The organism is Oceanospirillum maris DSM 6286, from assembly GCF_000422865.1.
In the GTDB taxonomy this organism is placed as follows: domain Bacteria; phylum Pseudomonadota; class Gammaproteobacteria; order Pseudomonadales; family Halomonadaceae; genus Oceanospirillum; species Oceanospirillum maris.
In genome coordinates this window covers 303,026-322,608 of sequence record NZ_AUGW01000003.1, presented here as the reverse complement: position 1 = coordinate 322,608, position 19,583 = coordinate 303,026, and the positions used below count along the sequence as shown (strand labels likewise).

General features: G+C 47.0%; 19 protein-coding genes. 16 read left to right on the top strand and 3 right to left on the bottom strand.

What is annotated here, in order from left to right:
• Nucleotides 1–71: 71 nt before the first annotated feature.
• The 10 genes from G517_RS0101385 to G517_RS0101340 all read left to right on the top strand — a co-directional run bounded on the left by G517_RS0101385 (nucleotide 72) and on the right by G517_RS0101340 (nucleotide 10,018).
• On the top strand, nucleotides 72–2,528 hold the full coding sequence (locus tag G517_RS0101385) for a DNA internalization-related competence protein ComEC/Rec2 (protein ID WP_028302902.1): 2,457 nt from the start codon (nucleotides 72–74) through the stop codon (nucleotides 2,526–2,528).
• Nucleotides 2,529–2,632: 104 nt separating this feature from the next.
• The gene (locus G517_RS17320) at nucleotides 2,633–3,472 is read left to right on the top strand and encodes a MotA/TolQ/ExbB proton channel family protein (protein ID WP_342662479.1); all 840 of its coding nucleotides are present in this window, start codon (nucleotides 2,633–2,635) and stop codon (nucleotides 3,470–3,472) included.
• Nucleotides 3,469–3,870 (top strand): ExbD/TolR family protein, encoded by a 402-nt coding sequence (locus G517_RS0101375; protein WP_028302901.1) that lies wholly within the window; start codon nucleotides 3,469–3,471, stop codon nucleotides 3,868–3,870. The genes G517_RS17320 and G517_RS0101375 overlap by 4 nt, the downstream gene beginning before the upstream one ends.
• A 103-nt stretch (nucleotides 3,871–3,973) precedes the next feature.
• Nucleotides 3,974–5,752, top strand: a complete 1,779-nt coding sequence (gene msbA, locus G517_RS0101370; protein ID WP_245543162.1) for a lipid A export permease/ATP-binding protein MsbA — start codon at nucleotides 3,974–3,976, stop codon at nucleotides 5,750–5,752.
• A complete protein-coding gene (lpxK, locus tag G517_RS0101365) occupies nucleotides 5,749–6,795 on the top strand; it encodes a tetraacyldisaccharide 4'-kinase (RefSeq protein WP_028302899.1) in 1,047 nt (348 codons plus the stop codon). Before msbA ends, lpxK begins: the two co-directional genes overlap by 4 nt.
• Nucleotides 6,788–6,982: a Trm112 family protein gene (locus tag G517_RS0101360; protein ID WP_028302898.1), complete on the top strand. Its 195-nt coding sequence runs from the start codon at nucleotides 6,788–6,790 to the stop codon at nucleotides 6,980–6,982. Before lpxK ends, G517_RS0101360 begins: the two co-directional genes overlap by 8 nt.
• A 68-nt stretch (nucleotides 6,983–7,050) precedes the next feature.
• A complete protein-coding gene (gene kdsB, locus G517_RS0101355) occupies nucleotides 7,051–7,842 on the top strand; it encodes a 3-deoxy-manno-octulosonate cytidylyltransferase (protein ID WP_028302897.1) in 792 nt (263 codons plus the stop codon).
• Nucleotides 7,843–7,889: 47 nt separating this feature from the next.
• Nucleotides 7,890–8,369, top strand: a complete 480-nt coding sequence (locus G517_RS0101350; RefSeq protein ID WP_036589989.1) for a low molecular weight protein-tyrosine-phosphatase — start codon at nucleotides 7,890–7,892, stop codon at nucleotides 8,367–8,369.
• A gap of 27 nt (nucleotides 8,370–8,396) precedes the next feature.
• Nucleotides 8,397–9,491 carry a UDP-N-acetylmuramate dehydrogenase gene (murB, locus tag G517_RS0101345; RefSeq protein ID WP_245543161.1) on the top strand — a complete coding sequence of 365 codons (1,095 nt, stop codon included), beginning with the start codon at nucleotides 8,397–8,399 and terminating at the stop codon, nucleotides 9,489–9,491.
• A 188-nt stretch (nucleotides 9,492–9,679) separates the two neighbouring features.
• Nucleotides 9,680–10,018: a hypothetical protein gene (locus tag G517_RS0101340; RefSeq protein ID WP_028302894.1), complete on the top strand. Its 339-nt coding sequence runs from the start codon at nucleotides 9,680–9,682 to the stop codon at nucleotides 10,016–10,018.
• 100 nt (nucleotides 10,019–10,118) lie between these two features.
• Here the strand turns inward: G517_RS0101340 and G517_RS20835 are convergent, their stop codons facing one another.
• Nucleotides 10,119–10,952 (bottom strand): hypothetical protein, encoded by an 834-nt coding sequence (locus G517_RS20835; protein ID WP_211224209.1) that lies wholly within the window; start codon nucleotides 10,950–10,952, stop codon nucleotides 10,119–10,121.
• A gap of 186 nt (nucleotides 10,953–11,138) precedes the next feature.
• Nucleotides 11,139–13,475 carry a ribonuclease E gene (rne, locus tag G517_RS17315; protein ID WP_211224208.1) on the bottom strand — a complete coding sequence of 779 codons (2,337 nt, stop codon included), beginning with the start codon at nucleotides 13,473–13,475 and terminating at the stop codon, nucleotides 11,139–11,141.
• 710 nt (nucleotides 13,476–14,185) lie between these two features.
• On the opposite strand from rne, the gene G517_RS0101325 reads away from it, so the two are divergent.
• From G517_RS0101325 to G517_RS17310, 3 genes are all read left to right on the top strand, one after another.
• Nucleotides 14,186–15,148 carry an RluA family pseudouridine synthase gene (locus G517_RS0101325; RefSeq protein ID WP_028302893.1) on the top strand — a complete coding sequence of 321 codons (963 nt, stop codon included), beginning with the start codon at nucleotides 14,186–14,188 and terminating at the stop codon, nucleotides 15,146–15,148.
• A 53-nt stretch (nucleotides 15,149–15,201) separates the two neighbouring features.
• Nucleotides 15,202–15,855: an HAD family hydrolase gene (locus G517_RS0101320; RefSeq protein WP_028302892.1), complete on the top strand. Its 654-nt coding sequence runs from the start codon at nucleotides 15,202–15,204 to the stop codon at nucleotides 15,853–15,855.
• Nucleotides 15,856–15,947: 92 nt separating this feature from the next.
• Nucleotides 15,948–16,961 (top strand): S49 family peptidase, encoded by a 1,014-nt coding sequence (locus G517_RS17310; RefSeq protein ID WP_051205828.1) that lies wholly within the window; start codon nucleotides 15,948–15,950, stop codon nucleotides 16,959–16,961.
• A 41-nt stretch (nucleotides 16,962–17,002) separates the two neighbouring features.
• On the opposite strand, the gene G517_RS0101310 is transcribed toward G517_RS17310, so the two are convergent.
• Nucleotides 17,003–17,581: a Maf family protein gene (locus G517_RS0101310; RefSeq protein WP_028302891.1), complete on the bottom strand. Its 579-nt coding sequence runs from the start codon at nucleotides 17,579–17,581 to the stop codon at nucleotides 17,003–17,005.
• A gap of 198 nt (nucleotides 17,582–17,779) precedes the next feature.
• On the opposite strand from G517_RS0101310, the gene G517_RS0101305 reads away from it, so the two are divergent.
• Genes G517_RS0101305 through plsX form a run of 3 tightly spaced genes read left to right on the top strand, consistent with a single transcriptional unit; the run spans nucleotide 17,780 to nucleotide 19,548 of the window.
• Complete coding sequence (locus tag G517_RS0101305; RefSeq protein ID WP_028302890.1) at nucleotides 17,780–18,310, top strand: YceD family protein; 531 nt, start codon at nucleotides 17,780–17,782, stop codon at nucleotides 18,308–18,310.
• A 35-nt stretch (nucleotides 18,311–18,345) separates the two neighbouring features.
• Nucleotides 18,346–18,525 carry a 50S ribosomal protein L32 gene (gene rpmF / locus G517_RS0101300; RefSeq protein ID WP_028302889.1) on the top strand — a complete coding sequence of 60 codons (180 nt, stop codon included), beginning with the start codon at nucleotides 18,346–18,348 and terminating at the stop codon, nucleotides 18,523–18,525.
• 9 nt (nucleotides 18,526–18,534) lie between these two features.
• Nucleotides 18,535–19,548, top strand: a complete 1,014-nt coding sequence (gene plsX, locus G517_RS0101295) for a phosphate acyltransferase PlsX (protein ID WP_211224207.1) — start codon at nucleotides 18,535–18,537, stop codon at nucleotides 19,546–19,548.
• The last annotated feature ends 35 nt before the right edge of the window (nucleotides 19,549–19,583 follow it).

Here is a 19,583-nt window from a genome sequence, read left to right as displayed (position 1 = left end):
TGATCAAATAGTTTCAATGATCAAATCGTATCAACGGTCAAAAAACATCATCCAGACAGGAGGTCAGGTCGATGTGGTTTCTTGTTATTATTTTGGGCTTAGCAGCTGGCTTGTTTGATTATGACTGGCCACCCGCAGAAGCAGTTCTTTTTCTCGCAGCGCTTGCGGTCGCTTTGTTGAAAAAGCATCACATCACCATGGGGTTAGTGATTCTAGCCTATCTCTACTCAAACGTGTATCTAGCGGTCTTATTTAACGGGCTATTTCCGCAACACCTTGCAGGACAAGAACTTTCTGTTCAAGGGGTAGTGGTTGATGTCTTACAGCAACAGTCCGAGCGCCAACAGCTATTATTTCGTGTTGATCACTGTTTGTCTGTGGTCGATCAGCAAAAAAATTGTCATTTTAACGGACAAGTGGTGTTAAATCGCTACCTCTCAGAACAGCAACCAGAACAAAAACATCAGTCTGACCGTCTAGCGCACCTTGGTGAACGATGGCATTTTGTTGTACGCCTGTATCCGGTTCGTGGCTTTATGAATCCAGGGCAAAGCCGCTACCGTTTGATGCAGCTAGCAAAGGGCGTGAAAGGCCGTGGTTATGTGCGCCATGAGCTTTTTAGTCGGCGGTTGAGTCAAGCCCCTTGGTTCTACCGGGCGCTTTCAAATTGGCGCAGTGCTTTCTCGGCACGGGTTGATGTACTTAAAGGGTTAAGCCCCGTAGCTTCAAGCGCTGGGGTTTCAAATTCTGCAACTTCAAGCTCTATAGTTTTAGGCCCTGGAATTTCAAACCTTGTTACAGCACTGCTTACCGGCAGAACGGATGATCTTACGTCTCACCAATGGTCGTTGCTGCAAACAACCGGCACGGTGCATCTGGTGGTGGTTTCTGGTTTACATCTGGGCGTGCTGTTGGGGGCTGGTTGGTTACTCTTGTCTTTGTTACCTCGGCTGGCGCCTTTGGATCGGCGCTGGCATCGGCTACTACTCTTAACGGCTCCTATATGTTTACTCTTGCCTATGTTATGGATCTGGCCCTCTGGAGTAGCAATATCCCGTGCTTTAATGATGGCGCTAGCGGTGCTTGCTCTACGCGGTTTTGGCATCTTGTTATCGCCGTGGCGTATTTTGTTGTTGGTTGTTGTGCTTTTGCTATTAAGCCAGCCGCTGTATTTACTTCGCCCCGGTTTTTATTACAGTATTTTAGCGGTGGCCCTATTGTTATTCGTAGTGTCTGGAGGGCGACATAGGGCGCTGTTTTTGCACATCCAGCTAGTCTTGTTATTGGGTTTGCTGCCAGTGCAAAGTTTCTGGCTTAACAGTCCTGATTTAGTTTCAGGCCTAGCCAATCTTGTGGCGATACCTTTGGTCTCGGTGATTATTCTACCTTTTGCACTTTTACTTTTATGGATGCCATTTCCAATTGCGCTTGAATGGCTGCAGCAACTTGAGCAAGTTTTTTGGCAGTGGTTGGAGCTTTGTGTTGGGTTAAATTGGGGCTATTGGCCCCTTGACCTACCGAACAGTGTGGCATTGTTGTTAACGGCCTTGGTTTTAGGGTTGCCAGCATTGCCCTTTCGGGGAGCTTGGTTATTGGCGGTACTGGTTCTGTTTTTCTCTGCTAAGCTTGCGGATACAGATCTTGGGGCTGACATTAAATCTAATTTTATGGTGCAGGTCTTTGATGTCGGCCAAGGGCTGTCGGTTAGGGTTAAAAGTGGTGATCAGCAACTGGTCTACGATGCGGGGCCAAAGTTTCGTTCAGGTTTTATGCCGATAGAAATGGTGCTTCCTCCGTTGTTAAGGTCGGAAGGGGCTGTTCTTGATTATCTGGTCATTAGTCATAACGATAATGATCATGCTGGTGGTTTAGAGAGTCTTACTCCTTTTGCTCGGCAGATTATTGTCGGACAGACAGTACTATTGGGTGGGCTTGCGGATGCACCGGTAGATATACTTGATGAGCCTGATCAGGCTGAAGCCTCTACAGTGCTGTGTACCGCAGGGCAGCAGTGGCAAATGGGTGTGGTCAGTATTCGCGTGCTTTATCCCCCAGCGTTTCTAAGGCATGACGGCGTGCCGCGCTCTGATAATGAGTATTCGTGTGTGCTGCATCTGCAATCGAAACGACACCCTGAGAAAAGTCTGTTATTGACAGGTGATATTGATCAGCAGGCGGAGCAGTGGCTGCTGAACTCTGGGCAGAACCTTAAAGCCAAATGGTTGATTGCAAGCCATCATGGCAGTGCCAGTGGCAACAGTTTGGCATTTTTGGCGGAGGTTAATCCCGAAGGTGTTATTTACTCCGCAGGCTTTAATAACAGCTATGGTCATCCTTCCAAAAAGGTTCTTGAGCGGATGGCTTATTTAAGAACCATATCGATTGCTGCAAGTCCTATTCGGTTTAAAGAATATAATACGGCAGATTTGGGGGCTATAACGTTGTCATCGGCACCTCATCATAAACCTTTTTGGTTGATTGAAGGGCGACGGGAGCAGATCCCTTTACGCTGGCTATGGCAGCCTTGAAAAAAAGTAGACGTCTGCTGCTTTTGCATTCAGGCAGGCTTAACTATGGTGTACACTAGCGATCCAGATTTTTATGCGATCACTTGTTCAGCAAAGGAAAAAACGTGGACTTTATTTTTTCTGCCGGTGGCTGGTTAATGTTACCCATTGTGGCGTCCTCCGTCGCCGCTGTCGCGATTATTTTAGAGCGTTTCTGGGTGCTGCGGTGCGGGCGTATCGCGCCTAAAACATTACGACAGCAAGTGATTCGGCAAGCGCTATCAGGGCCGCTATCATCAACGCAACTTTATGAAATGGAACAAAATTCGCCTCTTGGTTTTTTGTTTGCAGCGGGATTGCGCAATTTAGAATTTAGCCGCCAAATAATGAAAGAGTCGATCGAAGAAGCTTCCGCAGCGGTTGTGCATGACCTAGAACGTTTCTTAAGTCTTTTAGGTTCTATTGCTGCGATTACGCCTTTACTAGGTCTGTTAGGGACTGTTTTAGGCATGATTGATGTTTTTGCCGTCATCATGGAGCAAGGGGCAGGTCAAGCACCTGCTTTAGCCGGTGGTATTTCTCAGGCTTTGGTCACAACGGCGGCAGGTTTATCTATTGCGATTCCTTCCCTGTTGTTCCATCGATTTTTTGAGCGCAAGGTACAAGAAATTGTTGTGCATCTGGAGCAAGAGTCTATCAAACTCGTTGATGAGCTTTTTGGTCAACGGGCGAAGAGGGTTCAAAATGTTGGTGCAACAGTCAAGGCGCAAGCGTCTTCTCAACAGGCTCAAACGCCCCCTCAACAGACACAAGTTTCCTCCCAGCAAGCACAGGACCAGCGATTAAGAGAACGGCAATTAAGAGCTCAACAAGCAGGTGCTCAGAAAACAAAAACACGGCCGGTTGAGGCTGCTCAGGTTGTACAAAGAGCTGGTGTTGCACAGAAAAAGGCGTCATCCGAGTGAAATTTCAACGCCGCCCCTGCGAACCTATTTCGTTAAACCTAACGCCCCTGATTGATGTGGTGTTTCTGCTGCTAATCTTTTTTATGGTTTCAACAACGTTCGATCAAACCTCTGAACTAGACTTGCAGCTGCCTGAAGCGCTCCACGGAGAACAGGCTAGAGATAGAGCTCCTTTACAGATTGAAGTATCTGAAGACGGCGCTATTTCGGTGAATGGCGAGGCTAGTGATAATCTCCCTGATACTTTAACTCAGTTTTTACAGGATCATACCGCCCCAGAGCGCGTTGTTGTTATTGCCGATGAGCGTGCAAGGCATGGCCAAGTAACCCGTGTTTTAGATGCACTGACAGGTGCCGGTTTAACTCAAGTGAGTTTTCAAACGCGCTATGAGCCATAGTTGATATGATCAGAATGAATGTCAACGATTGCCGGTGATCACTTTCCGGTTGAGCGTGGCAAGTGAGCTGTATTTTCGATTTATTAATGTAAGGTAGTTACTCTTGTCTGATATTAAATTGGTCGACCAAGACGGCCAAAGTAAGAGCGCCACAAGCTCGTATTTTCGCTTACTGACATACGTTAAGCCTTTTAGTTGGGCGTTTGCTCTGAGTATTTTTGGTTACATTATTTATGCCGCATCGAGCACCGCCTTTGCGGAGTTGATGAAATACTTAGTGGACTCTATTGAGCAGAAAAATTCCGACTTCCGCTGGTTATTTCCAACATTGATGGTGGCAGCGTTTGCGGCCCGTGGTTTTGGTAGTTTCCTGGGTATTTACTTTATGGAAATTGTTGCGCGAGGGGTTGTACACAAACTGCGTTGCCAACTGTTTGATAAATACCTCTCTTTGCCTGTCTCCTATTTTGATGCTCAGTCTTCAGGGCATCTCATTTCACGACTAACCTTTAATATCGATCAGGTGACTAATGCGGCCTCCCAAGCGGTAACCGTGGTGATTCGTGAGGGTATTTTTGTTTTTGGATTATTACTCTATCTCTTTTACAACAACTGGCGCTTAACCTTGATTTTTATTGCGATGACGCCGCTCATTGGCTTTGTGGTCAATATTGCCAGTAAGCGTTTTCGTAAAGTGAGTCGCAAAATCCAAAGCTCTATGGGGGATGTGACTCATGTGGCTTCGGAGGCGATCACAGGATATCGCGTTGTTCGTAGTTTTGATGGTACAGAGCATGAACGGAAGCGCTTTTATCAGGCCAGTGAGCAGAACCGTAAACAGTTTTTAAAAATGGCCGTAACTCGAGCATTAAGCACGCCGATTGTGCAGTTAATTGTCGCCTTTGCTATGGGTACATTGGTTTGGTTGGCACTTGATCCTACCATTATGCAGGGTATGACCCCAGGTGAGTTTATCGCGTTTATTACAGCGGCTTCCTTGATCGCTAAACCGATTCGACAGCTCACAGAAGTGAACAACCATATTCAACGGGGGGTTACCGCCTCGGAAGACTTATTTGAGCAGTTTGATAAAGAAGATGAACCGGACAATGGCACGCAAGAGCTTGGACGCATTAAGGGTGATGTCAGTATTAAGAATGTTAGTTTCCACTACCCCAATACTGAAAAAGCGGTGTTAAAAGCGATCAATATTGAGGTGAAAGCTGGGCAAGTGGTTGCCGTGGTGGGGCGCTCGGGCAGCGGTAAATCAACGCTAATTAACTTAATTCCTCGTTTTTATGAGCCGGTTGAAGGCGAGGTCTACTTTGATGGTTATAGGCTGAGTGAGGTGACGTTGGCTAGTCTTCGCCGCCAGATCTCCATGGTGACACAGCAGGTCACGCTATTTAATGATACCGTGGCAAACAATATTGCCTACGGACAGCCGAATGTTACTCGGGAGCAGGTTGAAATGGCTGCGAAATCAGCCTATGCCATGTCGTTTATCAACGAGTTGCCTGAGGGGCTAGATACAATAGTGGGTGATAATGGTGTGTTGTTGTCCGGCGGCCAACGTCAACGCTTGGCGATCGCCCGAGCGATCTTAAAAGATGCGCCAATTCTAATTCTGGATGAAGCAACATCAGCCTTGGATACAGAATCTGAACGCTATATTCAAAAGGCGCTAGATGAGGTGATGAAAAATCGCACAACGTTTGTGATTGCCCATCGGTTATCAACCATCGAGAATGCGGATGTTATTATGGTGATGGATCAAGGTGAAATTGTTGAATTTGGTAGCCATAAAGCCTTGCTAGCGAAGCAAGGTGCCTATGCCCAGTTACATGCCATGCAATTTAGCGATGTTGATGCCTCATCATGAAGGCGTTAGAGCGAGCGTGGTATACCGGGGCTAAGTGGCCCCTATTGTTAGCGCCCCTTGAGATCCTTTACCGCGTATTAGCCGCGCGGGATCAGGCGCGTAAAAAAGCATTACAACAGTCTTTGCCTGTTCCTGTTTTAGTGATTGGCAATATCAATGTTGGAGGCACGGGTAAATCCCCCATTGTTGCTCTTTTATGCCGTGAGCTTAAACGGTTAGGCTGGCACCCCGGTATTATCAGCCGAGGTTATGGTGGTCAGGCTGGGCAAAAAGGGGATAGCCCTGTTGCCGTAACGGTTGAAAGCGACCCAGCTTTAGTTGGTGATGAACCAGTCATGTTGGCGATGCAAACACAATGCCCTGTGGTGGTTGACCAGAATCGCTTTCGGGCAGCAGAGGCGCTGCTGACTCCCGCTTTTTTTCAAGGGGCCTTTGCAGGAAAAACACCCTGTAATTTGATTATTAGCGATGATGGCCTACAGCATCTGAGTCTACCCCGTGATATTGAATGGGTGGTTGTGGATGCCAAACGTGGGCTGGGTAATGGCCATTGCTTGCCCGTTGGCCCTTTGCGTGAATCCGCTGATCGTTTGCAGCAGGTTGATTTAGTCCTCGCTAATGGCGCTGATCGTGCCTTAGCGGTTGGTGAAGCCAAGGCGCAGCCGATGGCGCTGGTGCCTCGTTATTGGCGTAATCTGAAAACGGGGCAAACGTTTACGGCTCAACAGCCGTCCTTTGATACCCATAAAGAAAAAACCATTGCGGTTGCAGGCATTGGCCATCCTGAGCGTTTCTTTCAGACCCTAGATGGGATGGGATTTCGCTTTGAGCGCCGACCTTTGGATGATCATCATTCATTTACAGCCCACGATTTACCGGATGATCAATTAATATTGATGACCGCCAAAGATGGGGTTAAATGTCAACGCTGGGCCAGTGAAAAGCACTGGGTTCTGGATGTTGAAGCTGAAATAAATCCCGATATTATTTTGAAACTACACCACCAATTACTCGATATTTTAAAGAGAAAAGATCATGGATAAGCAACTACTCGCTCTACTGGTTTGCCCTATTTGCCAAGGTAAGCTGATTTATAAGCAGGAAAATAATGAATTAATCTGCAAACTTGATGGCTTAGCTTTTCCCGTGCGGGACGATATTCCGGTCATGCTTGAAAATGAAGCAAGAACGTTGACGGCTGACGAGCGCTTAGAAAAAACAAATCATTAGATCAACCGCCCTTAGTAGAGGCTGGTTCTGCTGTTTATTACGCTGTTTAAGAAATAAGGATCATTTTGATGTCTTTTACCGTTGTTATCCCCGCTCGTTTTGCTTCCTCGCGTTTGCCGGGCAAGCCTTTGTTGGATATTGAAGGTAAGCCGATGCTGCAGCGGGTTTATGATCAAGCAGCTAAAAGTGAAGCCAGCCGTATTATTATTGCCACCGATGATGCCCGTATCGCTGATGCAGCCTCAGAGTTTGGTGCAGAGGTTTGTCTTACGTCGGCAGAGCACCCTTCTGGCACGGATCGCCTACAGGAAGTCGCTCAGAAACTGGGCTTCTATGCGGATGACATTATCGTTAATGTTCAGGGTGATGAGCCTTTGATCCCCCCGAGACTCATTAATCAGGTTGCTCATAATCTGGCCGCTGATCCTTCGGCGGGTATTTCTACCCTGTGCGAACAGATTGAAGATTTAAATGCAGTACATAATCCGAATGTGGTTAAAGTCGTTACGGATGCTCGGGGTTATGCGCTTTACTTCTCCCGTGCAACGATCTCTTGGGCTAGAGATGCCTTCTCAAAAGAAATTAATCAGCTGCCAGCTTCTCCTTTGTATCGTCATATTGGATTGTATGGCTACCGAGTGAAAATGCTGAATGACTTCGTGAGCTGGTCGCCTGCGCCCATTGAAATGGCTGAGCAGTTAGAGCAACTTCGAGCGCTTTGGAATGGTGTCCGAATTCATGTGGCGGAAGCGGATGAAAATCATCCCGCTGGTGTCGATACCGCTGAAGATCTTGAGCGGGTTCGTGCTCATATTCGACGTCAGTTTTCGGATTATACCGACCTAGAAGATTTGGATTAACTGGAAGATCTGGATTAAAAAGATCAGCCGCTTAAGAGGATCAAATTGTGGCGCACCTTAAAGTATTGTTCGTCTGCCTTGGCAACATCTGCCGCTCACCCACCGCCGATGGTGTCTTTCGTCAGCTGGTGGTCGATGCCGGTTTAGAGCAGCAAATTGAAGTTGATTCCGCCGGTACTGCTGCATGGCATATTGGTAAAACACCTGATCCTCGTACTCAACAAGCTGCCGCTGAGCGTGGTTATGATTTAAGTGCGCTTCGTGCTCGTCAGGCTGTTTCTGAAGATTTTAACCAGTACGACTATATTCTAGCGATGGATATTAGCAACCTGGATAACCTAAAGTCGATTCAGCCTGTTGAAAGTAAAGCCTCGCTTGGTTTGTTTTTGGATTACATTCCAGAGCTTGGTCGAAAAGAAGTCCCCGACCCTTACTATGGCGGTGATGAGGGCTTTGAGCAGGTGCTAGACCTTGTTGAAGCTGCCGGTCATAAGTTATTAGTCGAGCTTCAGCAGCGGCTAAAATAACGCGCTGCTGATATTGGGTTATCAACTATGAATCGGTATCAATCGATCAGCACAAATCGCAGAAATGAAATAGCAGATCTCGCCATTATGTTTGAACACCATAAAGATTTAACCCGCTTTAATACCCTAGGCTTTACCGCCTATGCAGAACACTTTTGTCAGCCAGATAGCCTTGTGGCCTGCCAAGAAGCGATAAGATATGCTCAACAAAAAAAATGGCCTATTTTTGCTCTGGGTGGCGGTAGTAACCTGATTTTAGCGGCTGATATTGTTGGTTTAACGCTTCAAATGGCAAATACCGAGCGGGATTATCAACCTCAGCAAGATGGTAGTATGTTGTTGCGGGTGGGGGCCGGTGTTACTTGGCATGACCTGGTGATGGAAACAGCAGAGAAAGGGTTGTATGGACTGGAGAACTTGGCGCTGATTCCAGGTTGTGTTGGCGCAGCTCCGGTACAAAATATCGGGGCTTATGGTGTTGAGCTAGCGGATTGTTTAGTCGCGGTGGAAGGGCTTCAAGTCAAAGATGGTCAGCCTGTAGTTCTGACCTTGGATGAATGTGCTTTTGGTTATCGGGACAGCATTTTTAAACGGGTAGATTATCAAGCCGGTGGCGATAAGCAGCTGATTATTACGCACTTACAGTTACGGTTGCAGACCGTGGCCTGTCCTGTGCTGGGTTATGGCGACTTAGCGGCTTGTTTAGAGGATCAAATAGAAAGTCAGACCTTAACACCGCTGGCGATCGCCAATGCAGTTTGCACTATTCGTCAAAGTAAATTACCAGACCCCAAAGAGATCGGTAATGCCGGTAGCTTCTTTAAAAATCCCATAGTGACAGAAGCAAAAGCAACGGCTCTGAAAGCGATTCACCCTGAGCTGCCTGTTTATCCCGCCAAAAAAGGCTTTAATAAGCTGGCAGCAGGTTGGTTAATACAGCAAAGTGGCTTTAAAGGCATTAGACGAGGCTGTGTTGGAGTTTACCCCAAGCAGGCCTTGGTACTGGTGCATTACGGTCAGGGGCAAGCGAGCGAATTGCTGGCATTGGCCGGTGAGATTGTGACGGGCGTTGAGCAGCGTTTTGGTGTTGTTCTTGAACGTGAACCTCAGGTTGTCAACTAAGTTAATTTACGTTTTGTTCTTACATTCTTATTTGAAGCTGTCGTCATCTTTTTATCTTAATTTCGTCAGCTACCTGCCTTAAAGTCTTCATTGTTCTGCAATCTGGAAAGACCATTCTAATAGTGTGTTAATTCACAGGTTTGTCTGCTGACAAGCCTCGGATCTTACTCAATACTAGCAGGTGGTTTATGAATGCACGGACGAAATCAGAACTCCTAAAGCAAGATGGGTTGGTTAGCCTACAGACCGATGACCTCAGTCGTTTGACCTCCCGTCAGCGCAGTGTCCCTGATCAGATGCGGTTTAGCGAGTCTCAGGCCATCAACAAAAAAGAAGTATCCCACGATAAAAGAAACCATCCTGTTATCAGGCATCTTGATAATTTACAGGAACAGCTTTCTGAGCAGTTGGATAGTTTGAATACCGTTATGTCGTCTATGCAACGGATTAGTGACGTGATGGAAAGAATGGCAAAGAAGAGATGTACCTTAAATGGCAGTACAGCTGCCTGTAAGGAAAAAAAGTAAACGAGATATAACAGATACAAAAAAACCCAACCTAATAAGGCTGGGTTTTTTTATCCATGGATGATTAGGGCTTAAATAAGAGTATTAATCATCCTTCGGATTATTCACCGCTGTCACGGCTTAGGCGTGGATCATTCGCAACGCGACCTGAACGAGGTAAACGTTCGCGAGGCTTAGTCACTTCTTTCTTTTCTTTTACTGCCAGAACTGGATTTTCGCTAGGCTTAAGCGTTGGAATCTTCAGTTCGATATCACCGGTTTCTTTGGCGATTTTAGCACGCACCTTGCGGCTAACACGCTTTTTCGGTTGCTTATTGGCAGCGGGTTCTTCAATCGCTGTATTTTCAACGGCTTCAGCTACCGGTTGCTCAGTGCTGGCGGTTTCAACGGCAGGCTCTGCTGTTGCTGCGGTATCTGTTGTCGCTATGTTTGTAGCCGTATTAGGAGCTTCTGTAGGAGCTACTTCAGCTTTAGCCGTTTCTGCGACTGGCTCAGCAACATCAACAACAACCGCTTTTTCAGCCGGTGCTTCAGTTTTTTCAGTAGATTCAGCCGGTGTTTCGGTTGTCGCTTCTGGAATAACGTCTACCTGTGCGGCTTTAACGTCAGACGCTTTCTCAATGTCAGGCGTTTCTGCTACAACTTCAGTTTTAGTAGGCGTTTCAACCGCTGGCTCTTCAGCGATGGCTGGTGTTTCAACCGTTGCTTTTGTTTCCGGTGTGGTTTTAGCTACTTCAACGTCTGTTTCAGTTGTTTTCTTAGCTGCCTTTTCTGTTGTTTGTTCAACCGTTTGTTCAACTGTTTCTTCAACTACAGGTGCAGGTGCTGCTTTAGGTGCGCTTTGGGTGCCACCGGCAGGCGCTGAGGCTGCTTTAGCGGCTTTATTGGCATCTTCAACATCGGCCTGTACAGGAGCATCCGCTAGTGCAATCACGTTTTCTGTTTGCGCTGGGCTGTTCTGTTGAGAGGCAACGGTTGTTTGTTGTGATGCAACAGTCGCCTCTGCTTTTGCCCAAATTGCTTTGGCGGCATCTTTAGTTTGAGCATCATCTTGTACTGCGGATGTTGCTTCAACATTAGTTGCTACTACTGGCTTTTCAGGTTGAGCATTGCTATCGGATTACTTTGCGCTTTCCGGTTTGGTCTGCGGCTGAGTATTTGTATTATTTGCGCCATTCGCATTTTGATCCTGAGCAGTCGTTTGATCGGCTGTTTCGCTATTGCGATTACGACGACGACGGCGTGGATTGTTACGGGTGCGCTTATTCTTCGGACGGTTATTTTCGCGAGCTTCAGCTTGTGCTTTCTGCTCTTGAATCTCTTCCGCTGAAGATTCATTAGATTCTTTAGCTTTGTTGTCACGACTGCTTTGACGTTTGCGATCATTGCGGTCGGTGTTGCGTTCGTTACGCTTATCAGACTTTTTATGATCTGATTTACGATCATTTTGTGACGACTTGTCATCTGACTGCTTATCATCGCGATTACGATCATCACGAGGATTTCGTTCTTCACGGGAAGTACGGTTGCTATCACGATTTGAGCTGTTGTCGCGGTTAGAATCGCGGTTAGAGCTACCGTCTCGACTAGAACTACCATCTCGGCTAGAACTGCTGTCACGACGATTATCACGGCGTGGTTTGCGCTCATTACGACGACGGCTACGGCCAGATTTGTCAGGGACGTTAAGGTTTTCTTTTTCGGATTCTTCCTGGGCCTTCTTCTGCTCTGTGGCGCTAGTGGCTTCATCGCTTGAGAATAGTTTACCTAGGCCTTTCATTAATTTGCAGAAGAAGCCTTCGCTAGGCGTTGCCGCTGCTTCTTTAGGCGCAGGAGCGGCAACAGGAGCGGTATGCGTAGGTACAACGCTACGTACAGCTGCTTGAACGCGCTCTGTTGCTTTAGGCGTTGCCGTCTCTTCTTCTTTTTCCGGTGTTTCTAGGCTGATTTCAAAGCTAGATTCTTCACCGATGGTTTCCATTTGGTCATCGCGTAGGCGAGAAACTTCATAGTGTGGCGTTTCCATATGGGGATTCGGCACAATCAGTAAATCAACACCTTGGCGTGTTTCAATATCGCTTAAGGTTTTACGTTTTTCATTCAGCAAGAAGGTGGCAACGCTAACCGGTAAGATAGCTCGGATCTGTGCCGTGCGATCTTTCATCGCTTCTTCTTCGATTAGACGCATAATCGATAGAGCAAGCGATTGAACGTCACGAATCGTGCCTTGGCCATCGCAGCGCGGGCAAACAACACCGCTAGTTTCGCCAAGGGATGGACGTAAGCGTTGGCGGGACATTTCCATCAAGCCAAAGCGAGAAATACGACCAATCTGAACTCGAGCACGATCTACTTTTAGGGCATCGCGCATACGGTTTTCAACTTCACGCTGGTTTTTAACCGGCGTCATGTCGATATAGTCGATAACAATCAAGCCACCAATATCACGCAGGCGTAGCTGGCGTGCAATCTCGTCGGCTGCTTCAACGTTGGTATTTAGAGCGGTTTCTTCGATATCACTGCCACGGGTTGCACGGGCGGAGTTAATATCAATAGACACCAATGCTTCGGTGTGATCAATAACGATAGAACCACCGGAAGGTAACTTTACTTCACGCTGGAAGGCAGTTTCGATCTGGCTTTCGATCTGGAAGCGACTGAACAAAGGCACAGGGTCTTCATAAAGCTTGATCTTACTTTGGAAGCTTGGCATCACTTGTTGAGTGAAGTTCATCGCTTCTAAATGTACTTCTGGGCTGTCGATCAGTACCTCGCCAACATCTTGGCGTAGGTAGTCACGCATGGCGCGAATGATGACGTTGCTTTCTTGGTAAACCAAGAAGGGAGCAGGACGTTCAACCGCAGCACTTTTAATCGCATCCCATAGTTGAAGGAGGTAATCCAAATCAACTTGTAGCTCTTCTGCGCTGCGACCAACACCCGCTGTACGAACGATAACGCCCATATCAGACGGTACTTTCAGTTGGTTCATGGCATCGCGCAGCTGGGTGCGATCATCGCCTTCGATGCGACGAGAGATACCGCCAGCACGGGCGTTATTCGGCATCAGAACAAGATAGCGACCGGCAAGGCTAACGAAGGTGGTTAGGGCTGCGCCCTTGTTGCCACGCTCTTCTTTGTCGACCTGAACGATAACTTCAGTGCCTTCTTTAACCACGTCTTTAATATTGATACGGCCATGAATTTCAGAAGGTTTCTTGCTGAAATACTCTTTTGAGATCTCTTTTAGTGGCAGAAAACCGTGACGTTCCGCACCAAAGTCAACGAACGCAGCTTCAAGGCTCGGTTCGATACGGGTGATACGGCCACGATAAATATTGGCTTTTTTCTGCTCACGGGAACCTGATTCGATATCCAGATCATAAAGTCTCTGGCCATCTACAAGGGCAACACGCAACTCTTCAGGTTGAGTTGCGTTGATTAGCATTCTTTTCATCGAGATTTTGGGTCCTTGGGACACCCAAATACCAGATTATCTGGCCAACTTTAGCTTAGCTTAGAATCAATATTTTTATGCGTGCTTAATGCTCTTCAACAGCGGCTGATTTCTTTCGTTATTACTCTGCTCTATAAAAGTGAAGCAGTGGTTCGATCAAAGGGCCGAGCTTCTAACTGACCTGAGGCCCTCCGACTCTTCGGTGCTGAGGGCGGGTTCAGTAAAAGGTGAAAAACATACTGGTGGCAAGGTACAGGACTGAATGACGACAAATGATGGTACCAAGCTTGGCAATCGGCCAACGCTTAACAATCCAGTCGTTCCGCAAGTCTCACCGGACACGAAACATAAGTTGATCCGTTTGCACAATTTAAGTTGTTTGGGTGTGCTGTTTAACGGAAATTGCGAGCTGATCAATCAGCTCACATTCAATGTGTAATCTGTTACCATCACGCTGTTGCTTATAGCCCGTTGTTAATAACGTGTTATTAACACCCTGCGCCATTGAACACTGTAGCGGTGGTATCTGCCTGAACGCCGAGCTGTTTTTCCTGTCGGGGGATTTCGTACCCCATCGCTCAGGTATGCAGGCGACGATAGATGTCTGACAAATAGATGTCTGTTGTTTGTCTTTTCAGGCGGTGTGCAATATAGCAGTTATCACTTAAACCATCAATTTGAATTCACTCAAGAACTGCTCAGGAGGCCATGTGGCTGAAGCTGCTCACTCTGTACGTTTTGTCACCATTGATAGTCATCATGAGGGTCAGCGGGTTGATAACTTTCTGATCACGTTTCTAAAAGGCGTGCCAAAAAATCTTGTCTACCGAATTATTCGTAAAGGTGAAGTGCGGGTTAATAAAAAACGAGTCAAGGCCGTTTACCGATTGCAGACGGATGATGTGGTTCGAGTGCCGCCGGTTCGTATGGCTGAAAAAGCTGAGGATATGCCTGTTAGCAAAGCATTGGCGCGGGTTTTAGAGGCGGCGGTTTTAAAAGAAACCGATGACTGGATTGTGATGAACAAGCCTCAGGGTTTGGCTGTTCATGCTGGATCGGGTATTCAAGGAGGCTTGATTGAAAGCTTTCGGCAGATTCGACCTGAAGGCTGCTATCTTGAGCTGGTACATAGACTCGACAAAGATACTTCGGGCTGTTTGTTGTTAGCAAAAAATCGTAAAGCGCTTAATTTCCTGCAAGAGCAGCTAAAAGCAAAGGCGTTTCGTAAAACGTATCATGCCTTGACAGTTGGTCGATGGCCCCAGGCTGTCACTGAGATTGATGCACCGCTGAAAAAACACGATATTGGTGGCCGTGAGCGGGTGGTCAAGGTGGATCGAAAAGAGGGCAAGGCTTCTTTGACGCGCTTTAATATCTTAAAACGTTATGACGCGAAGGGGGTTTTTTGTACTTTGGTTGAAGCGGAACCTGTTACAGGGCGTACCCATCAAATTCGGGTGCATGCTCAGTCTATTGGTCATAGCCTGATTGGCGATGTGAAGTATGGGGATGAGAAAGTTGATCGTCATTTTAAGAGCTTAGGTTTTAAACGGCTTTTCCTTCACGCGGCTTCCTTAGGGTTTCCTGACCCTGCGACAGGTGCTTATACGGTGGTTGAAGCACCTTATGAGGCAAGTTTGCAGCGGATTTTAGATCAGCTATCAGCCGTTTAGGGCTGTTGGTTTTTAATTACCAGCTGTTTAGGACTATTGATAAAGGGTGTATTGTGAAATATCCATTTGTGATTTTTGATTGGGATGGCACCTTGGTTGATTCTGAGGCGCGTATTATTAGCAGTATGCAAGCTGCTGGTGAAGATTGTGGCTGGCAACCTCCGCTTACGGATGAAGCGGTGCGCAATATTATCGGTCTGGGGCTACCTGAGGCGATTCGCCATATTTGCCCTGGTATTGATGATGCGGGTGTTGAGCAGATGAGAGCGGGTTATACCCATCACTTTCTTGAGCGGTCGACCCTTGAAATGCCGCTTTTTAATGGCGTTGAAACGGGTTTAACTCGGTTAAAAGCGGCAGGATGCACCTTGGCTGTTGCCACAGGTAAAAGTCGTCGAGGTTTAGATCGGGTTTTGGTGGATCTGGCGCTGGGGTCTTATTTCGATTTAACTCGCTGCGCTGATGAGACGCGATCAAAACCTGATCCTCTTATGTTGCATGAGTTGCTCGATGAAGCCCGCTTTGATGTTCGTGATGCGATTATGGTTGGTGATACAGAGTTTGATTTAGGGATGGCTGAAAATGCAGGCATGGATCGTTTGGCTGTGACCTATGGTGCCCATCATCCCGACCGGCTGCAGGGCTATAAGCCGGTATTTACCGCTGATCGCTTCGATCAACTTGTTGGCTGGTTGTTAGAAGAATAAGTGACGGTTTGTTAATGCGTTATTGAGTGCTAATGCTGTTAGCCTGTTAAGAAATAATGCTGTTAGAAAGAGAAAAAGGATCCTATGACGTTATGAGTCAATCAGATTGGAATGAGCCTGAAAAAGGACAAAAAACTGAAGTCACGGCAGAGGTGATGCAGAAGGTTAGCCCTACGGTTGAAGATCCTGCTATTCAACAGAATAAGCTGATGCAGACTTGGCTGATGGAGACCTTGAAAGAGCAGCGTCGTGGGCGTCGGTGGAAACTGTTTTTCCGTTTTGTGCGTTTAGCGGTTGTGCTGGTGGCTATGGCTATTTTCTGGCGATCCGCTCATCAAATTAGCGGTGATATTGAAACCGGCGATCATGTGGCGATTGTTAATGTGCTAGGGCAGATTGGCGAAGAGCAAGAAGCGAATGCTGATAGTTTAATCCGTGGAATACGCGCTGCTTTTGATAATAGCGGTACCCGTGCTCTTATTTTGAATATTAACAGCCCTGGTGGTAGCCCGGTACATTCTGGGCAGGTCTATGACGAGCTAGTGCGTTTGCGTCACGAAAACCCTGATGTGCCTGTTTATGCGGTTATCCGTGATATGGGGGCATCCGGTGCTTATTATATCGCCGCTGGTGCGGATGAAATTTACGCTAACCGCGCAAGTCTTGTCGGCTCTATTGGTGTGGTTTCCGCTGGGTTTGGCTTCGGTGGGCTTATTGATAAACTCGGCGTTGAACGTCGTGTCTTTACCGCTGGTGATAATAAAGCCTTTCTCGATCCTTTTACGACGATGAGCGATCAACAGGCACAGTTTTGGCAATCAGTGTTGAATGAAACCCATCAGCAATTTATCAAGGCAGTAAAAGATGGCCGTGGTGATCGCCTTGCTGATCAAGATGAGGTTTTCTCTGGTCTTGTTTGGAGTGGTGAGCAAGCCGTCGGTTTAGGCTTGATTGATGGTTTGGCCAGTGTGCGCCAAGTGGCCGAGAGCAAGGTTGGTGTCAGTCGACTGGTTGATTTTACGCCTGAGCTGTCTCCGTGGAAACAGATCAGCCGTGAAATGGGTGTTCAGATAAAAGCGTTGCTCAGTGAGCAAAAGCTGTACTAGGTCGCTCGTTTTGTATTCTCTAAGTCGCTCGTTTTGTACGGCTATAGCGGTGAATGACCAAAGGCGATTAAAAGATCACAAAGAGCGATAAGTGGTAAGCCGATTAAGGTATTAGGGTCTCGGCCTTCTAAGTGAGTAAAGAGTGTGATGCCGAGACCTTCTGCTTTAAAGCTACCGGCACAGTCCAGCGGTTGTTCTCGTTCGATATAGTGGATGATCTCTTGTTCCGTTAGGTCGCGAAAATGTACGACAAAGGACTCCACAAGGCTTTTGGTCTCACCTGTCGCGCTATTATGAACCGCTAAGCCCGTATAAAACGTAATTTTTTGCCCACTAAAGCGGTTAAGTTGTTTTTGAGCGTTGTCTTTAGTGTGCGGTTTGCCGATAATGCGCCCGTCAAAGGTAGCGACTTGGTCGCTGCCGATGATCAGGCTGTTAGGATGATTCTCTGTCAGAGCGAAAGCTTTCTCTTTGGCAAGGCGTTCGACCAGTGTGCTGGCGCTTTCTTTTTCATAGGCGGTTTCGTCAATATTGGGTGAATCTTGTATAAAAGGTAACCCAAGCTTGTTGAGTAACTGTTTTCGATAAGGGGAAGTGGACGCCAGAACTAATGAGAGCATGAAAATAATATCCTTGTGATGGATTAGTATCGGCCAGTTGATAAATTGATATCGGCCAGTTTTCGCGAACGATACACTGATTAGGGGATGGATTGCCCCCTGAAAAACGGATTGTATCCGATCTTTTCAGAGATTATTTGCTGTTCTTGACTTCAATTCTTTGACAGTTGCGGGTCATATCCCTATTATTGCGCGCTTATGTTTGGTGACCGACTTCCCATTACGATCGAGCCGTACAAATTAGCTCGTGATGCTGGTGTTCTGGAAGGGGATATTCTTCTAGAAAAATGCCATCGCGTGCTTGATGTCCTAATGAGTACCGAAGGGCATTGCCATGTACGTCTTGAGTTCGATATTGACCCTCAGAGAATCCGCTTTGTACGCGGTAGGCTGAAGGGCCTGTTTCAGGTTCCTTGTCAGCGCTGCATGCAAGCGATGCCTTTTGAGGTTGATAGCGAATTTCTGTTAGCTATCGCCGCTTCTGATGAGGCTGCGGCTAACTTGCCGAAACAGTATGAACCGCTGATCGTCGAAGACGAGAAGCTTGAGTTATTACCCGTGATAGAAGATGAAATTCTTCTGACGCTGCCCATTGCGTTGTATCATGATGAAGGTGATTGCTTGGTAACAAGTGAAATGCTGGTTTCAGGTGAAGCAGAAGAAGTCCAACCTGAAACTAAACCGGAAAATCCTTTTAGCGTGCTTGCACAGTTGAAAGGAAAACGTTAACTGCAACCTCTAGTTGTATTTAGGAGTGAGTTGTCATGGCTGTTCAAAAGAACCGTAAAACCCGTTCTAAGCGCGGTATGCGTCGTTCTCACGATGCATTGACTGCGTCTACGCTGTCAGAAGATAAAACTACTGGTGAAACTCACCTGCGTCACCATGTGACTGCAGATGGTTTTTACCGTGGCACCAAAGTGGTTGACAAAGGCGACGAATAAGGTCTGCTTGTGTTGATCGCTATTGATGCGATGGGCGGGGACTTCGGTCCCCGCGTTGCTGTCCCTGCCGCCCTTCGTGCATTGAAAAAAAGTCAGTATCTTTCTATTCTACTTGTTGGTGACCTTGAACAAATCAAGCCGTTGCTGCCAGAAAAATCCCCTCTGTTAGATCGTATTCAATTACGCCACTCTGATATTTCTGTTGCCATGGGCGATAGTCCAAAGCATGTGTTGCGCCATCAAAAAGGTTCTTCTATTCATGTCGCCGTGCAAGCGGTTGCTGATAAAGAAGCGCAAGCCTGTGTGAGCGCTGGTAATACCGGTGCGCTAGCGGTAATTAGTCGCTATCTGCTTAAAATGTATCCTGGGGTTAGTCGACCTGCAATCTGTAGTCAGTTACCGGCTAAAGGTGGCGAATGCTTGATGCTTGATCTAGGGGCTAACTTAGGCTGTGATGCGGATGACCTGTATCAGTTTGCTTTAATGGGTTCTGCGATGGCTGAGGTGATGCAGAATAAACCCTTGCCTTCCGTTGGTTTGCTCAATGTTGGTGAGGAAGAATTAAAAGGTACTGACCTTGTTCGGGAGGCGGCGGCTCTTTTAGGGCAGTCAGACGCAATCTCATATCAAGGCTTTGTTGAAGGTAGTGATATTTTTTCCGGGCAAGTTGATGTGATTGTATGCGATGGCGTTTCTGGTAATACCGCTTTAAAAACCAGTGAAGGCGTGATTCGGTTTTTATTTCAGCAAATTCGTAAAGGTTTTAAGCGAACGCTTTATGGGCGACTAGTGAGCGTGCTGGTTCGACCTGTATTGAAGAGTATAAAGCTTTCTCTTAATCCAGAGCGATATAACGGCGCTGTCTTGCTTGGACTACAAGGTGTTGTGGTAAAAAGCCATGGTGCTGCTGAGGTAGAAGGTTTTTATCGGGCGATTGTGCATGCGCAGCATGCGGTAGAGGCTGGATTGTGTCATCGGGTGGGTGAAAAGGTTGCGTGCGATAACTCGCGTATGAATTTGTAAATTTGGGTTCGATTTTTTTTTGCTGTGCTATAATC

What these genes read in the sequence shown, in the direction of transcription:
- G517_RS0101385 (WP_028302902.1), top strand. Translation starts at nt 72, where the DNA reads ATGTGGTTTCTTGTTATTATTTTGGGCTTAGCAGCTGGCTTGTTTGAT.
- lpxK (WP_028302899.1), top strand. Translation starts at nt 5,749, where the DNA reads ATGAAGGCGTTAGAGCGAGCGTGGTATACCGGGGCTAAGTGGCCCCTA.
- G517_RS0101360 (WP_028302898.1), top strand. Translation starts at nt 6,788, where the DNA reads ATGGATAAGCAACTACTCGCTCTACTGGTTTGCCCTATTTGCCAAGGT.
- kdsB (WP_028302897.1), top strand. Translation starts at nt 7,051, where the DNA reads ATGTCTTTTACCGTTGTTATCCCCGCTCGTTTTGCTTCCTCGCGTTTG.
- murB (WP_245543161.1), top strand. Translation starts at nt 8,397, where the DNA reads ATGAATCGGTATCAATCGATCAGCACAAATCGCAGAAATGAAATAGCA.
- G517_RS0101340 (WP_028302894.1), top strand. Translation starts at nt 9,680, where the DNA reads ATGAATGCACGGACGAAATCAGAACTCCTAAAGCAAGATGGGTTGGTT.
- rne (WP_211224208.1), bottom strand. Translation starts at nt 13,475, where the DNA reads ATGAAAAGAATGCTAATCAACGCAACTCAACCTGAAGAGTTGCGTGTT.
- G517_RS17310 (WP_051205828.1), top strand. Translation starts at nt 15,948, where the DNA reads ATGAGTCAATCAGATTGGAATGAGCCTGAAAAAGGACAAAAAACTGAA.
- G517_RS0101310 (WP_028302891.1), bottom strand. Translation starts at nt 17,581, where the DNA reads ATGCTCTCATTAGTTCTGGCGTCCACTTCCCCTTATCGAAAACAGTTA.
- G517_RS0101305 (WP_028302890.1), top strand. Translation starts at nt 17,780, where the DNA reads ATGTTTGGTGACCGACTTCCCATTACGATCGAGCCGTACAAATTAGCT.
- rpmF (WP_028302889.1), top strand. Translation starts at nt 18,346, where the DNA reads ATGGCTGTTCAAAAGAACCGTAAAACCCGTTCTAAGCGCGGTATGCGT.